General features: G+C 42.6%; 11 protein-coding genes, 1 pseudogene and 1 CRISPR repeat array. Of the genes and pseudogenes, 6 read left to right on the top strand and 6 right to left on the bottom strand.

Annotated features, from left to right (window positions below):
- Nucleotides 1-2: 2 nt before the first annotated feature.
- From cas10 to TOCE_RS02635, 3 genes are all read right to left on the bottom strand, one after another.
- Nucleotides 3-2,369, bottom strand: coding sequence for a type III-A CRISPR-associated protein Cas10/Csm1 (cas10, locus tag TOCE_RS02645; protein WP_013275348.1), 2,367 nt, complete (start codon nucleotides 2,367-2,369; stop codon nucleotides 3-5).
- A 211-nt stretch (nucleotides 2,370-2,580) separates the two neighbouring features.
- On the bottom strand, nucleotides 2,581-2,943 hold the full coding sequence (locus tag TOCE_RS02640; RefSeq protein ID WP_013275347.1) for a nucleotidyltransferase domain-containing protein: 363 nt from the start codon (nucleotides 2,941-2,943) through the stop codon (nucleotides 2,581-2,583).
- Nucleotides 2,897-3,289 carry a HEPN domain-containing protein gene (locus TOCE_RS02635; protein WP_013275346.1) on the bottom strand — a complete coding sequence of 131 codons (393 nt, stop codon included), beginning with the start codon at nucleotides 3,287-3,289 and terminating at the stop codon, nucleotides 2,897-2,899. Before TOCE_RS02635 ends, TOCE_RS02640 begins: the two co-directional genes overlap by 47 nt.
- A gap of 212 nt (nucleotides 3,290-3,501) precedes the next feature.
- Between TOCE_RS02635 and TOCE_RS02630 the strand changes: the two genes are divergently transcribed.
- Complete coding sequence (locus TOCE_RS02630; RefSeq protein WP_013275345.1) at nucleotides 3,502-3,771, top strand: AbrB/MazE/SpoVT family DNA-binding domain-containing protein; 270 nt, start codon at nucleotides 3,502-3,504, stop codon at nucleotides 3,769-3,771.
- A complete protein-coding gene (locus TOCE_RS02625; protein ID WP_013275344.1) occupies nucleotides 3,771-4,100 on the top strand; it encodes a type II toxin-antitoxin system PemK/MazF family toxin in 330 nt (109 codons plus the stop codon). The genes TOCE_RS02630 and TOCE_RS02625 overlap by 1 nt, the downstream gene beginning before the upstream one ends.
- 56 nt (nucleotides 4,101-4,156) lie before the next feature.
- On the opposite strand, the gene TOCE_RS02620 is transcribed toward TOCE_RS02625, so the two are convergent.
- Nucleotides 4,157-5,239, bottom strand: a complete 1,083-nt coding sequence (locus TOCE_RS02620; protein ID WP_013275343.1) for a DmpA family aminopeptidase — start codon at nucleotides 5,237-5,239, stop codon at nucleotides 4,157-4,159.
- A 150-nt stretch (nucleotides 5,240-5,389) separates the two neighbouring features.
- On the opposite strand from TOCE_RS02620, the pseudogene TOCE_RS02615 reads away from it, so the two are divergent.
- From TOCE_RS02615 to TOCE_RS12860, 3 genes and pseudogenes are all read left to right on the top strand, one after another.
- Nucleotides 5,390-6,436 (top strand): annotated as a pseudogene (locus TOCE_RS02615) (IS110 family RNA-guided transposase); the annotation flags it as partial.
- Between the two features lie 166 nt (nucleotides 6,437-6,602).
- A CRISPR array of direct repeats spans nucleotides 6,603-9,313; the repeat unit is 30 nt; unit sequence GTTTCAATCCCTCATAGGTAAGCTAAAAAC.
- Between the two features lie 469 nt (nucleotides 9,314-9,782).
- Nucleotides 9,783-11,174: an MATE family efflux transporter gene (locus TOCE_RS02610; protein WP_013275341.1), complete on the top strand. Its 1,392-nt coding sequence runs from the start codon at nucleotides 9,783-9,785 to the stop codon at nucleotides 11,172-11,174.
- A gap of 52 nt (nucleotides 11,175-11,226) precedes the next feature.
- Nucleotides 11,227-11,418 (top strand): IS3 family transposase, encoded by a 192-nt coding sequence (locus tag TOCE_RS12860; RefSeq protein WP_083768521.1) that lies wholly within the window; start codon nucleotides 11,227-11,229, stop codon nucleotides 11,416-11,418.
- A gap of 133 nt (nucleotides 11,419-11,551) precedes the next feature.
- Here TOCE_RS12860 and TOCE_RS02605 read toward each other — a convergent pair whose 3' ends face one another.
- Complete coding sequence (locus tag TOCE_RS02605; RefSeq protein WP_041424025.1) at nucleotides 11,552-12,658, bottom strand: glycerol dehydrogenase; 1,107 nt, start codon at nucleotides 12,656-12,658, stop codon at nucleotides 11,552-11,554.
- Between the two features lie 514 nt (nucleotides 12,659-13,172).
- Between TOCE_RS02605 and TOCE_RS02600 the strand changes: the two genes are divergently transcribed.
- Complete coding sequence (locus TOCE_RS02600) at nucleotides 13,173-14,129, top strand: aldo/keto reductase (protein WP_013275339.1); 957 nt, start codon at nucleotides 13,173-13,175, stop codon at nucleotides 14,127-14,129.
- 219 nt (nucleotides 14,130-14,348) lie between these two features.
- Here TOCE_RS02600 and dgt read toward each other — a convergent pair whose 3' ends face one another.
- Nucleotides 14,349-15,686: a dGTP triphosphohydrolase gene (gene dgt, locus TOCE_RS02595; protein WP_013275337.1), complete on the bottom strand. Its 1,338-nt coding sequence runs from the start codon at nucleotides 15,684-15,686 to the stop codon at nucleotides 14,349-14,351.
- Nucleotides 15,687-15,703 lie beyond the last annotated feature (17 nt).

Below are 15,703 nucleotides of genomic sequence, written 5' to 3'. Positions count from 1 at the left end.
CCTCATTTCCTTGTCTCAAATTCCGCCCACCGGGCCGATTGGAAGGCATATTTATAGAGCTTGTTTCCCTTTTCAATCAATAAATAGATCAATTTATCCAATATGTCTTCAGCCTTTTTGTTTCTTTCTTTCAGGCGAGCGACATAGTAAAAGAGCCTCCACGATCTGAACATCTTTCCATCTTCGTTAGCCGAAACTTCATATTCCCTACAAACCCTGTAAATAATCCCAAGCAGCGACCGCGACACTTTTAATTCATCCAATGCCTTGAACAATTTTTCTTTAACATCTTTAAACTTATCAAAATCCTCCCACCCGATAGGCACACCCGCAAAGGCAAAGCAATTTTTCTCTTTTTTTCTTACTGGATCCTTGAAGTGCTTCGCATTTTCCAGATTTTCGCCTGCGGTTTGCGCGACCCTGTATAGAGGAAATTTTTTGTCGGGTGCAATATCAAAAGCCATGGACACTGTTATCGCAGGGTTGTGCCCCGTATATCTATAAAATTCTTTTTTTATCTCCTCCGCCACATAGGGCATGGCATCCCACGGGCCTACCAGGAAAAAGTCATCGCCGCCCGCATAAATGACGGCACAGTTTTCGTAACTATGGGATTTATCGCAACTGCCCAAACGGTTTAACATACGCTCCAAACTCGGGCCGAAAAACTGGGCCATTTCCTGGGACAAAGTCATAATCCTTGCAAAAGAGCGATTCTGCCCCAAGCCCTCCCTAAAAATTCTTCCTAGGTTGTCCACATCCCCCCGCAGCACTCCCCATACCTTTATTCCCTTAGCAGAATCCGAAATTTCATCGAAGGTGATGATATTGCCTTTCTGGTCTAGCTTCATCCCAACCGGAATCTTCATGTAGCCGCAGCATTTTTTAAAGTCCCATTCTTCTCGTTTTACTGCAAAAGAGTAGTCTTTTTCTAAAGCCTCGTCGGTGAATTCTACCGAAACGCCCAATCTTTTGAATATGTCTTCAACTTTTTCAATACTCCCCTTTTGCCTCTCGCTCTTTTCCTTCCATTCTTCTACGAGGAATTTTTTCTTTATTAAGTTCTCGCCCAACCTTTCAAAGCTTCTGCAGAAAGGGCATTCATCTTCTTTTACCGGATTTCCGCAGTGAGGGCAAGGCTCGCCCTTCTCTTTAAAGGGACCGAAAACCATTTTTTGGTCTTCTTTTAATATGCTATAAAACTTCCTGTTTTTCTCCTCCTGAAGGAGCTTGCCCAGTTCCTCAAATTTTTCCGGAAGCTTTCCGTCTTTGACTCTAAAATCCGCGGGCTTTAGCGTAACTCCCTTCAGCAGCAAAGCTAACTCGCCGTGGTGGGCGTCTAAAAAAAGGCCGTCTAGTTCTTTTTGATACTCATCTAATTTTTGCAAAAATCTTCCGTGCATAATCAAGTAAAAGTGTCCGCCACCGCTGTAAAGAAGGTTAGTTATAGGAAGCCTTTCTTTCTTCAAAATGTACTTGGGAATTACCGTCATGAGGTAAGACAAATAAAAGGATTTCCCCCTCAAAGCTTTTGTAGCCCCATCCATTTTTGTGTCGTAGACAAAGTCCTGAATACCCGAGATGTCGCCTTTTACCAGGCAAAAAAGGTCTTCCTCCACGGCAGAAGGACGCCTTATTATACTATCCAGCTTGCTTATTACATGCTGATTTGGTTTTCCTTCCAATTCCCTGTAAAGCGCAAAGGCTATAGCAGCTGCTGTTTTAAGATGAGCCCAAAGGGAAATGTCGGGCATGGAATAGTAGTAGGCAGAAGGTATATTGAATGTATATTCTTCCAGTATACTGTAAAGTTTTGTTAACTCTACGGGGTCATCGAAATTTTGGATGCTATTAAACGCTTTTATAAAAGCATCCCACAACTCTTTATAACCTTGCTTCGGATTTGGCGAAGGCTCCTCTTCAGGTACGCAATATTCACCAAGCGGGACCAGTTTTTTATAATAAGCCTTTTTCGACCGTAGGCCATCAAGTTCAATGCAGGAGAGGATCGAAACCAGCTGCCTTATTTCCCCGCCTTTTTCCTCAGCGATATCTAACCTTTCCCCGGCAGAAAGGCAATCTCCTGCACTAACAAAATAATGAAGTCTTTCTGAAGGACCGTGATGGTTTATTACCGCGTTCGTTACTTCCCGGATTTTCACAAAGGTTTCGCAAAAATACGCACTCCAATCCTGGTGCCCCGGAGAGCTATGGTTCCTTGCTTCATAGAACGCCCTGTAATTTTCGCTGACAATACGGCGCATCGGTTCATCCTGTGTTCTCTGCCAGAATTTACCTATATCGTGGAGCAAGGCGGCGAGCAATAAATTTCTTTCTTCGGCGGTAAAATCATTGAATAAAAACGCCAATACCCCTTCCTCCTTTGGAATAATTTACCTTGCAAAACGCTTGTATTATATTTCAACAAAAAATTTTAAATTTCCTTCTTATCTAATAAAAAAGTAAAAAGGGCAAAGTTTTATGCCTTGCCCTGTCTAGTCTGGTGAAAATCTTTATTAAAAATACAACAAATGACCCAAGCTCTTCTAGCCTTTCGAAATAAAAATAAACCTAGGGCTATCATAAAGGATAAATCCATACAACTTCCTTTTCAATCGATTTACTAAATCCCGAATTCATGGCTTTCATATTTTCATACTCTTCTACCGTATAAACCAACAGATCCACAGGAATGGGTATGCCTTTTGTATCCCATTCTGCAGAACGGTTATTGAAAGGAATGTCCGATTTTTTTACTATGATTATTATATCGAGATCACTTCCTACCCCCCAATCTCCCCGGGCATAAGAACCAAAATATCCGATTTTAACGATGTCATTTCTATTTTGGGTGATCTCTTTAACCCATTCCAAAAGCGAATAAACAACAGTTTCCTTATCCGGCCATTTGAGAACGGACGAATTCAACGATCTCACTGGCATATTTTATAGCCTCCCCGCTCTGTAATGAACCGTAGTGTTCAAAAGGCGCTCCATCAGGATGACTATCAGGATATCTTGCAGGTATATAGAAATTATCAAGAACTTTTGCTTTTTCTATAAGTTCTTCCTTGACGCAAATTCCCTCAGGTAGATCTTTTAGAAGTCTAGCTATCACATGCCCCCACGCTTCCTGGCCTAGATAAAGGTGCAGAGCTTTAACAGCTTTTTCCCCAGCCTGATGAGCGGCGAAACAAGCCCAATCATGATCTCCGTTTTTTCTAGATACTTGCGCATGATTTAGGTCTTTCAACGCTTGTTTCAACCGATCAAAAGCTCTATTTGGCACGTAGCTCACTCCTCTTATCGTGTTCGATTACCATGATATCAATTTTCAGATATTCTGTAAACTTTTATTCTTTATACATAAACGAGATATGCACATATTAAAGTTTTTCCAAATCACGCAATCGTGATATATGTTAAAAAAGCGGCTGCATTAATCGTTTTTTAAATTTATGTATAAACTATGTATATACAAAAGAAAAGTGAGGTGGTATAATGGAATTAAACGAACCAAAAGGGGTGCCTCTTATGACAGCAAAGGTGCAAAAATGGGGAAACAGCCTTGCGATCCGTATTCCAAGCGTGGTTGCTGAACGGCTTGGGATTCACCAAGGTTCAGAAATGGAAATGATTATTGAGAATCAGGCGATCAAGTTGATCCCAAAAAAGAAAAAACCGACATTAGAAGAACTTTTGGCCAAAATAACGCCGGAAAATCGCCATGCTGAAATTGATTTTGGAACAGAAGGGAATGAATTGTTCTGATGCAAGCGCCGGATCGCGGGGATCTCGTTTATGTGAATTTCAATCCACAATCAGGGCATGAACAAGCAGGAAGAAGGCCGGGGATTGTTCTATCACCGAAACCATTTAATCAATTAACAGGATTTGCGGTTTTTTGCCCCATCACCCGGCAAAAAAAAGGCTATCCGTTTGAAGTGGAATTACCAGTAGGCTTGGCTGTTCAAGGCGTGATTTTAGCTGATCAGGTCAAAAGTTTAGATTGGCGCGCTCGGCAGCTTCAAATAGTAGGACGGGCATCCAATGAAATTGTTTCGGAGTGCTTGGATCTGATTCATACTTTTCTGTCGTGAGTGCATTCCACAAAAAGGCCACCTATAAAACTTTTTCTCTAAACTATTAAGAAGTATTACCTTTCCCTCACCAACTCCAAAAATCTTTCCACCGGCAAAAGCGGGGCCTCATGGTAGTCCCTTCCGACTATTCTTTCCGCTGTAAACATGGAGTCCCATACGGCCTCTTCAACTGCTTCTACCGCGGCCTGAAATATTTTGTTTATATCCTCCGAATGGGGAGAAATTGTGTTAACTTCAATTACCGGCCTGCCGTAATGGTAAATCCTGTTGGCCGTGGAAAAGGCAACGGCAATATCCCCGCTTCCGTTTCCCATAAACGACCCCGTCCTCGCAAGACCCAGGATTCCCCTTTTCGCCACCCTCTCCAGGCCGTGGGCGTCGAGCGGAGCATCGGTGGCAATTACAACTATGCAGGAGCCTTCGTCTTTTTCTCCGACCCTTTCCCTTCCCCTTATTTCTTCCTTCAATATCCTGCCCACATTTTTCCCGTTGAAGATAAGGTCCTCCATTCTCCCGTAGTTGGTGAGCAAAAGAGCTCCGACTGTATAGGCTGTCGCATCTATTTCAATCCGCCTAGAAGAAGTGCCGATACCGCCTTTAAACCCGTGGCAGATCATGCCGGTCCCCGCACCTACGCTTCCCGTTTCGAACGTTTTCTTTGCACCGCTTATGGCCGAAAATACATGTTCCTTTTTTACATGCCTTCCCCTGATGTCATTGAGGTGGCCGTCGTTACACTCCAGGACCACCGGATTTACAGTGCCAGTAGTAATTCCGATATCATCGTTGGAAGAAAGCATGTATTCGATCAAAGCGTCAACGGCGGTCCCGACGGATAGGGTATTTGTGAGGATGATGGGCGTCTCTAGCGTCCCCAGTTCTTTTACCTGTACCAAGCCAGCGGATTTCCCGAAGCCATTGCCGACAAAGCAGGAAGCGATTAGCTTTTCCTTAAAGATGTTTCCGCAGTGGGGGACTATTGCGGTTACCCCCGTCCGCACGGGTCCCTTTCCCGAGATAAGACTGCCTTCACCGGAAATTAAAGTAACATGCCCCACTGTAACACCTTCAACGTCGGTTATCGCATTCAAGGGACCCGGCGGCAGCAAGCCTATAGAAAGGCCCCATTCCCTCATTCTCTTTCGAATCTTTATCCCCTCCCAAAGTCATTTCTTGAAACGACTTTATCAATGTAAAATCCCCAACCTTATCCTGATTTGCAGGGGTGAAAATATAGGAGTTAGGCAAAAAGCCCACCTTTTTTGCGGCTATTTTATTTGATAGTAAGCACCGGTTCTTTCTGGAAGCCCATCTATAACCTGCTGGAGCTTGAGAATATTAATATCCTCCTTGTCAATGCAAAGCATATTAAAAATGTGCCTGGCAGAAAAACCGATGTCAAGGATGCTGAATGGATTGCTAGTCTACTCCGCCACGGCCTTTTAAAAGGCAGCTTCGTCCCCGACAGAGAGCAAAGGGAGCTTCGCGAACTTGTCCGTTACAGGCACAGCCTTGTTGAAGAGCGCTCAAGGGAACTTAACCGCATCCAGAAAGTGCTCGAAGGAGCCAATATCAAGCTGTCTTCGGTGGTCTCCGATATTAACGGCATGTCCAGCCGTGCTATACTGGAAGCTCTCATCAGCGGTGTAGATGACCCCGAAATCCTGGCAGAGCTTTCTCATGGTAAGTTAAAGAATAAAAAGGAAGATCTAAAGCGCGCTTTAAAAGGATTTATTAATTATCACCAGAGAAAGATGCTGGAAATACAGTTGAGACATATTGATTACCTCGATGAAGAAATAGAAAGATTGGATGAAGAAATTAAAAATCGAATGCTCCCTTTTGAAGAGGACCTGGCACTGTTGGATACGATTCCAGGAGTGGGAAGAAGGACTGCTGAACAGATAATTGCTGAAATCGGAACCAATATGGATCAGTTCCCCTCCGCCGCTCATTTGTGTTCATGGGCGGGGCTGTGTTCAGGTCAGAATGAAAGCGCCGGTAAACGAAAGTCCGCCAGGACCCGAAAGGGAAACAAGAAGTTGCGTAGCGCTCTTGTAGAAGCTGCCCGGGCCGCCTCCAGAGCAAAAGATACTTATCTTTCAAGTCAATACCACCGCATCGCCGCTCGAAGAGGATCGAATCGAGCAGCGGTTGCGGTAGCTAACAGCATCCTAACTATAGTTTATCATATTCTCAAGCGAAGGCAACCTTATATTGAATTAGGTCCGAATTTTTACGAAGAGAAAAGGCGCAATATGGTCATCCGGCAGTCTTTGAAGAAGCTTGAGTCTTTAGGGTTGAAGGTTACGGTCGAAGCGGTAGCGTCTTAACTTTTTAGGCGTTTTGTTATTACGCACATTAAGCTCAGGATTTATCCCATATTTTTACATTATGTATGGGCTTAGTTTTTTTTTGCCTTTTTGGGGATCATTATTTTCAGGATAGGTAAGCTAAAAACATGGATCGCACGAAAAGAACAGGTGTGGGACAGGGCCAGTTTCAATCCCTCATAGGTAAGCTAAAAACGTGGAAGCCCACGTTCGAGGAGATGGGCCTTGGCGAGTTTCAATCCCTCATAGGTAAGCTAAAAACTCTTCCAGGAGCTCCTTAACGAAGGCGGAAAACCTCGTTTCAATCCCTCATAGGTAAGCTAAAAACAGGAGAGATAAAAAACATACTAAATAATCTATTAGGGTTTCAATCCCTCATAGGTAAGCTAAAAACCCATATTATGCCTCCTTTTCTAATAAGACTTTTCCTAGTTTCAATCCCTCATAGGTAAGCTAAAAACGACATTTCTGGCTATGTGCCAGAGTGTCGGCCTTTTGTTTCAATCCCTCATAGGTAAGCTAAAAACGCCGCCTATGCGTGCGGTCGTAATGACAAACTGTATAAGTTTCAATCCCTCATAGGTAAGCTAAAAACCTCCCTAATAAAGTCGCAAATTTCAATTGCTTTTTCCTGTTTCAATCCCTCATAGGTAAGCTAAAAACCCGATCCGGATTTCCCTTTTGTCATTGTTCGATTGGTGTTTCAATCCCTCATAGGTAAGCTAAAAACTCACCGGGCAGATCCATGTTGTTGGCGATGGAGTAGAGTTTCAATCCCTCATAGGTAAGCTAAAAACATCTATAATTTTAGTCGAGGTAATTTCTATACGTAGCTTGTTTCAATCCCTCATAGGTAAGCTAAAAACTTTTGGTTTCCTGCCTGGCGAGGGACAATTGGATAGCCGTTTCAATCCCTCATAGGTAAGCTAAAAACCAGGACGGGCGTCACGCTGGTGTCGGTTGTCGAGAGCGGTTTCAATCCCTCATAGGTAAGCTAAAAACTTTGTTTGGTGGAGGCAGAAAAAAGACTACTGTTGAAGTTTCAATCCCTCATAGGTAAGCTAAAAACTCGGGTGTGGATACGGCAAAATTAAGAACCGGAAGATGTTTCAATCCCTCATAGGTAAGCTAAAAACAAACGGCACGAACCGGTTCCATCTGATGGGAGGGGCGTTTCAATCCCTCATAGGTAAGCTAAAAACTCAGCCTGGCATGAGCCACAGTCATAGGCTCATCCAAGTTTCAATCCCTCATAGGTAAGCTAAAAACAGGACCAATACGGCGCACTACTTCGGAGATTCTTGGCGCGTTTCAATCCCTCATAGGTAAGCTAAAAACATAGCAGCCAGCAAGGTTTTAGTGTTATAGATGGTCGTTTCAATCCCTCATAGGTAAGCTAAAAACATGAAGTATCCTTTGGTTAGCGGTGAATATTCTTGCCTGAGTTTCAATCCCTCATAGGTAAGCTAAAAACAATAAAGACAAGAATCTATGTAGGAGGGACAAGCCTAGTTTCAATCCCTCATAGGTAAGCTAAAAACCACGTCGTTGGCATTGTCCCCATAGCCTGAAGTATATGTTTCAATCCTCATAGGTAAGCTAAAAACTTATTTTCGATTTTTATTCTTGCGTGATGTGGCGTATGTTTCAATCCCTCATAGGTAAGCTAAAAACACAGAAGGCTATAACATAGGACGCGTATAAATTGTCTAGTTTCAATCCCTCATAGGTAAGCTAAAAACTTTTTTATTGCGTAGTTCTTTAAGCCTATCCTTAAGCAGTTTCAATCCCTCATAGGTAAGCTAAAAACTCGTAGTTTGTGGTCTCTGCTATGGCCCGGACTATGGTTTCAATCCCTCATAGGTAAGCTAAAAACCTATATACGGCGGAACAGTAAAACTGTGTACGATACCCGTTTCAATCCCTCATAGGTAAGCTAAAAACGAGAGAGAGGATAAACTGAGCCGGCAATTGTGGCAGTTTCAATCCCTCATAGGTAAGCTAAAAACGGAGTAGCTCCCGTTATATCAATGATTAAACAGGTAGAGTTTCAATCCCTCATAGGTAAGCTAAAAACTGAAAGGTGGTTTTTGCGTCTAATATGGAATATATTGTTTCAATCCCTCATAGGTAAGCTAAAAACAAGTTCATTTAATTTACACTCAATCTTTTTCTTTCGGGTTTCAATCCCTCATAGGTAAGCTAAAAACGAAGTTCGGGACCTCGAAACGGTAGACGGAGAACTAATGTTTCAATCCCTCATAGGTAAGCTAAAAACATAAAAAATGTGTCTTTGTCCGCACCGTAACTAAATGTTTCAATCCCTCATAGGTAAGCTAAAAACGGTGCCGTCCAGCACCCAGGAGCCGTCCAAGCTGGGTTTCAATCCCTCATAGGTAAGCTAAAAACGACGAGATATACGAGAAACACCTTACTAACACGGAATGTTTCAATCCCTCATAGGTAAGCTAAAAACGTAGCGGAGTGGACTGCGGATACGCAGCATCCAATGTTTCAATCCCTCATAGGTAAGCTAAAAACCCAGTATCGGTAACCTTCGATGAGATTGATCCGGATGCCGGTTTCAATCCCTCATAGGTAAGCTAAAAACTTTTGATATGGTGATAATAGACGAGCTTTCCAGTTTGTTTCAATCCCTCATAGGTAAGCTAAAAACTGATCACTGCCGCTTTTGCAGGGCTCGATATACCTGGTTTCAATCCCTCATAGGTAAGCTAAAAACATTCGACTGAAGTATATTCCGGTTGCTACGGACGGGGTTTCAATCCCTCATAGGTAAGCTAAAAACTCTTCAGTATTTTTTATTTTACGCCATGGAAGATCCCCGTTTCAATCCCTCATAGGTAAGCTAAAAACCCGTTAAAATGAGAAATAATTTAAGCTTTTGGCTGGAAAAATATTTTATTAATTTTCTATAATTAATTCGACACAGAATAAAAAAATCCTCTTCATCCTAGAGAAATTGCGAATTTAATGGCACTTTGTTTTTGTCGTCGATCTCCGGGGGTTTTTGCACTATTGGAGGTCGACGACAAAAATCAATAGCGACAGCACCGCGTCAAAAAATTACAATTTTCTCCCGCAGTCGTGATATAATCTAAATTAACTGGGTAGATTGCCTTACCTATGAAAAAGGTTGAAAGTTTTGACCTCGGCCACACTAAGGTAAGCTCCTTACGTAAGATTGGTAAAAAGAGTCTTGGAAAAGAGTATATCTTCGGTTGATTTTACGGATTTTCGGCTGTAAACCTATCTTTTAATAAAGGTAATACATAAATAAAATTATGAGTGATAACACACTTTAAAGAGGAGTTGAAATACAAATATGGCAAGGCTTGCGGATCTTTTTTCACCGAAAGATATGACTGTGGGAACGCCATGGAAACGAATTGTTGAATTTTCAATTCCGATGTTGATCGGCAACATCGCTCAACAGCTTTATAATACTGTAGACTCCATCGTGATCGGCAGATATGTGGGCGATAATGCTTTGGCTGCTGTCGGCAGCGCTTTCCCGGTGCTTAACTTTTTACTTGTACTTTTCGTGGCTGTGGCTAGCGGAGCGAGTATAATGGTCGCCCAGTATTTCGGTGCAAAGGACCGGGAAAGGCTTTCCCGATCTATTGGTGTATGCATAACGCTCACGGCTATAGTATCGACGTTAATCATGGTAATATCACCGTTTGCCATTCGTCCGATGCTAGTGTTCATCAACACGCCGGAATCAATTTTAGATTGGTGCGAAGACTATCTTTTGATATTATTAGTAGGCAACTGGGGGTTTTCATATTTTAATATACTCTCGGGAATTTTGCGCGGGCTTGGAGATTCATTTTCCGCGCTGGTATTTTTGCTCATTTCTACCGCTCTTAATGTGGTTTTAGACATATGGTTTGTCGCGGGTTTAAATATGGGAGTACCCGGGGTAGCATTGGCAACTGTAATTGCCCAGACGGTTTCGGCAGTCCTTTGTATAATTAAACTTAAAAAGATGGATGATTTATTTGATTTTAACTTAAATATGATGAAACCTATAAAAGAATATGTGCTACAGCTTTTAAGATTGGGGCTGCCATCAGGTTTGACTCAGGTCATATTCTCGCTTGCGATGATAACCGTACAATCGCTCACAAATACCTTCGGGGAAATGATCATCGCATGTAATGTTATCGTGATGCGGGTAGACGGGTTTGCTATGATGCCAAATTTCACTTTTGGCATAACCATGACCACATTTGCAGGACAAAATGTTGGGGCAAAAAAGATGAAAAGAGTAGAACTGGGAACACGTCAAGGTTTGGCGATAGCAGTGGGAGTTTCAACGGTCATAACAATAATCATCTTGATTTTTGGCAGATACCTTATGAATATTTTTACCGATACAGCTGAGCTCGTTGATTTAAGCATGCGAATGATGCGCATTCTTGCCGTGGGGTATATTGCGATGGCGGTGACACAGGTTCTTTCAGGAGTCATGCGCGGTGCAGGAGATACTGTGACTCCTATGTGGCTTTCATTGATAACTACAATTTTCCTGCGGGTACCCATTGCTTATGGTATTGCCTATCTCACGCGGAGTGCAGAATACCCTAACGGTAGGCCGGAGTCAATATTCGTTTCCCTTTTAATCGCCTGGGTATTTGGAGCTATAATAACCGTCATTTTCTTCAAAAAAGGCAATTGGAAGGAAAAAGCACTCCTAAAGGATGTACGATAGGACAGAAAATTGCTTAAAAGCGCCCCATGGGTGTTAATGCCCATGCGGGCTTATTTTTTACCTTATTCGGGTTACTATTTTCGGTATATGCAGGCTAAAAAGAGCAAAAGGCGATGACTATGAGGAATACATAGATTACTACAATACAAAAAGATACCAGAAACGTTTAAAATGCATGACGCCAATGGAGTATCGCAACTATCCTGCCGGTATACAGCATAAAGAAAGCACCAACCATTTTTGATTGGTGCCTTACGCAGAATTTTAATTATTTCCACTGTCTACCTGACAGGGGGACTTCACGCATAACCTAAAAGCGGTTTTTTGCTAAGCACTCTTTGGCTAGTTCAGGCAATTATTTTCTATTTCAACCGGAACTATCTTATATATTGATTCTTTAAAGTTCTGCCAAGAGCGTCGGCGCCCAATATGGCGTTATATACATCCTCCGGCGTCACTTTAAAAGGCATGTTGTGGATGGTTTCGCCTTCGGCGCAGGAGGCTTCCGCGACCTTTCTTATATCCGCCTCTTTTACTTCCTTGATTCCCAGGTCCTCCAGAGTGACGGGGAGCCCTACATCCAGGCAAAAACCAACCACTTCTTCCAGTTCTTCCATCGGGCTGTTTTCGAGCACCAGCTGCACAATGGTGCCAAATGCTACTTTTTCGCCGTGATACATGTGGTGGCACTCTTCGAGAACCGTAAAACCGTTATGGATGGCATGGGCGGCAGCAAGTCCCCCGCTCTCGAAACCTATGCCGCTCAGGTAGGTATTTGCCTCCACAATGTTTTCGACAGCCAAAGTGCACGCGTTGTTCTCCACGGCCAGCTTCGCCTTCAAGCCATCCTCCAGCAAAGTCCTGTAGCACAGTTCAGCGAGGGCCATCGCAGCTTTGGTGCTTTTACCGCCGGCCAGAGTTGTAGCGTTGGACCTGAAGCACGCCCTTGCCTCAAAGTATGTGGCGAGAGCATCACCCATTCCGGCTGCCAGCAACCTAGCCGGAGCTTTGACTATAAATCCCGTATCCACCATAACCACGTCGGGATTTCGCGGCAGGATCAGATACTTACTGAATACGCCTTCGTCAGTATATATTACCGAAAGCGCACTGCACGGGGCGTCCGTGGACGCTACTGTTGGAACTACCACAACCGGCAGCTTGAGAAAATAGGCTATGGCTTTAGCGGTATCAAGAACTTTTCCGCCTCCGATTCCCACTATAACCTGGGAATTATTTTTTTCGGCGAGACCTTTAAGCCTTTCAATTTCATTTTCGGAACATTCACCATTAAAGGGTTCAAATACCAGTTCCACTTTCTCCCCGGCAAAACTTTCCTCTATCACGGGCTTTGTCCTTTTAATGCCATTTTCGCTGGCGATTATGAAAAATGAGCGGCCCAGTTTCATGGTATGTTCCTTAATATCTTTCAAAACCCCGTTTCCCTGAACGTATTTACCGGGACCTATAATTGCTCTTGTCACGGTAAATCTCCCCCCCAAATATTTTATCAAGATAACCCCAGGAACAGGTATTCTCATCGCATCCTCTTCGACAGAATGTTCATCATTATATCGCGGTCACTTCCCACCCCCTAATCTCTGCGGGTATAAGAGCCAAAATATTCGTTTTTCACAATATATTTCTATATTGTGAATCCTTTTAACCCTGTTATAGATAAGTGCGAGGCCTCAGTTTCAATCCCTTATAAGTCATAAAAAAATTTACGTTGAAAATAATGCATCGAATTTCTTTTAAACAATTTCGACACCAAACTTCAGAAATCCTTCAAAAAACGATTTTAATTTTAATTTTGAGTATAATCGTCGATCCCTGGAGTTTTTGCACTACCGAAGGTCGACAACAAATTTTCGTTTCCGCACCTCTTTTCATACCGATATGCTCAATCGCTTAATATAATTTCCCCCATAAAAAGGGTTATATAAAATTTAGTAGAAATATATTTACTAAAATATTACGTTAAAGGTGGGGGTTTTTATGAAAAAGAACGTTCTCGGCATGACGGGCATAGAAGTTACAGAGCTTTGTTTTGGAGCCCTTCCCATGGGGCCCCTTCAAAAAAACTTGGACCTTGACTCATGCGTTGAAGTTACGGCATACGCGTTAAAAAAAGGCATTAACTTCATCGATACGGCCCAGATGTACAAAACCTACGAACCCATAAGGGAAGCAATAAAACTGACGGGGATAAATCCCGTAATTTCCACAAAATCCACGGCATCGACTTACAGCGATATGGAAAAAGCCATCGACGAGGCATTGAGAGCCCTCGACAGAAACTACATTGATATTTTCTTCATGCATGCCGCAAGGGTGGGAGAAGATGTCTTTGACGTAAGAAAAGAAGCCTTAAAGTGCCTTCTTGACTATAAGAGCAAAGGATACATAAAGGCGGTCGGCATTTCCACCCACAATGTAAAAGTCGTCGAGCTTGCTTCACAGAGGGACGATATAGATGTGGTATTCCCAATCATAAATTACAAAGGTGTGGGAATACTTGGCGGAAGTGTAGAAGACATGAAAAAAGCTATCGAAGTATCAAGCAGCAGGGGAAAAGGCGTCCTCCTTATGAAGGTCCTCGGCGGAGGGGTCCTGCTAAATGAGTACAAAAAATCCATGGACTTTGCAAGGAATCTAAAAGGCTACCACTCTATCGCGGTCGGCATGGTGAGCAAGGAAGAAGTGGATTTTAACGTAAATTACTTTAACGGAATCTATGACGAGGAAAAATCACCGGTGCTTGGGAAAAACCAAAAGAACTTTATCGTCGTAGACTCCCTCTGCAAAGGATGTAAGACATGCCTTTCAGCGTGCCCCAATTACGCGATGGAATTCGCTGAAGAAAGAAATAAAGCTTATATAAATAGGGAAAAATGCCTCACCTGCGGTTACTGCACGGCTTCATGCCCCGAGTTTGCCATAAGAGTGATATAAGGAAATTTTGTAATACCAACAAGATCTTTTCTCCGACACTGACGAATCCGCAACCTTCAGCTTGGGAAACCGTTCTTTCTTTTCTTATGCCTTTAATAGTAAGAAATGAAAAAATGTACTCCTTAAAGAGCAAAAGCCCGCTTCTTATGCGGGCTATTCTATATCTATTTGCAAAAGATCTACTGAGGTAGACTTTCAATTTTTTAATTAATAGAGCATTCACCAAATCTCCGGGGTAAATAATTGTCGATATTCGTTTAAAAGGTACTGGTCGGTCATACCGGCTATATGCTCTACTATAGTCCGAACAAAAATAGGATCATTTTTTATCTTATCTTTAAACTTTTCAAGATTTGAGCGTTTGAGTTCCTCGCTCTCTGAAGCCCCTTTCGCGTCATTATATTTGCGGTAAACATAATCGGGCATACGTGATGGATGATCATAATAAGCTTTAAATATACTTTGTATGTACAGGCGTGCTTTGATATCTCCCCGCGAGACTTCGTACGATGCATAAACAGTTTCTCTAAGTAGCTTTTGCAGATTTTCAACTTGCTTGGCCACGTCAGCACTAAAATCAACAATTTTAGTGCTGAAGGGCTGTTTAACAGGATCAACCTCCCCACACTCGAGAATACATTTTTTTATACGCTCTTCAGTTGCAGAAATTAAATCTTCCATTAACAGGTTAATTAAATGCCTGATGAGCCTGCTTCTTAGATTGGTTTCATCATAAAATCGCTCCTGCCTAGCTCTTTCTAGAGCTTTACTAAAGATCTCAATTTCACACCAGGGTGAAGCCTCTTCACTAAAGTCACGAACTATGCCGGCCCGTCCCGCATCTTCCAGATCGTGCGTAACTTGTGCAAGTTCATCACAAACAGCAACGATTTGTCCCTCAAGGAAGCTGGGTACACCAACTTCTAGCCGTAGTTTACTCATATCAATTGTTGGATCATGGACTTGCAGACCATCTTTTTTATCATTTAAACCGGTATGCTTTAAAATTCCCTCACGCGTCCAATGGGTAAGATTGAGACCAGGAAACTCGGCATAAGCACGTTCAAAATAATCCACTATTTTAAGGCTATTTATATTGTGCTTAAATCCGCCAATATCACAAGTCCATAGTTTTGTTCTACCACGTAAAATATCGTTTAATTCTTCTTCAGCTGCATGCCCAAAAGGTGGGTGACCAAGATCGTGTCCAAGGGCTATAGCTTCAGCCAGGTCTTCATTAAGGCGCAAAGCCCTCGCAACTGAACGGGAAAGTTGAGCTACCTCTAGTGTGTGGCTTAAACGGGTACGAATATGATCATTCCGGGAAACGGTAAAGACTTGAGTTTTACCTTTTAAGCGACGAAATGCCCTTGAATGAATAATTCTGTCTCTATCATGTTGAAAAGGATTCCGATTATCATTGGGATCGTACTTTTCTGGATATAACCTTGCTTCTTTCCCATATTTATGTTTCACGGCATAATTAGCTAACTGATTATCTAGAAATTCTATCAACTCATCACCACGCAAGACTACCCCGTCTCCATAATTCGACATACCTCCTTCTAATTATA

This window comes from Thermosediminibacter oceani DSM 16646 (assembly GCF_000144645.1).
GTDB lineage: Bacteria > Bacillota > Thermosediminibacteria > Thermosediminibacterales > Thermosediminibacteraceae > Thermosediminibacter > Thermosediminibacter oceani.
Note: the sequence above shows the minus strand (reverse complement) of the source record. Positions and strands in the feature narration are given on the sequence as shown.

Bases quoted from the DNA above. Each gene is read 5' to 3' on its own strand.
- TOCE_RS02630 (WP_013275345.1), top strand. From the start codon at position 3,502: ATGGAATTAAACGAACCAAAAGGGGTGCCTCTTATGACAGCAAAGGTG.
- TOCE_RS02620 (WP_013275343.1), bottom strand. From the start codon at position 5,239: ATGAGGGAATGGGGCCTTTCTATAGGCTTGCTGCCGCCGGGTCCCTTG.
- TOCE_RS02600 (WP_013275339.1), top strand. From the start codon at position 13,173: ATGAAAAAGAACGTTCTCGGCATGACGGGCATAGAAGTTACAGAGCTT.
- TOCE_RS02610 (WP_013275341.1), top strand. From the start codon at position 9,783: ATGGCAAGGCTTGCGGATCTTTTTTCACCGAAAGATATGACTGTGGGA.
- TOCE_RS02625 (WP_013275344.1), top strand. From the start codon at position 3,771: ATGCAAGCGCCGGATCGCGGGGATCTCGTTTATGTGAATTTCAATCCA.
- TOCE_RS02640 (WP_013275347.1), bottom strand. From the start codon at position 2,943: ATGCCAGTGAGATCGTTGAATTCGTCCGTTCTCAAATGGCCGGATAAG.
- dgt (WP_013275337.1), bottom strand. From the start codon at position 15,686: ATGTCGAATTATGGAGACGGGGTAGTCTTGCGTGGTGATGAGTTGATA.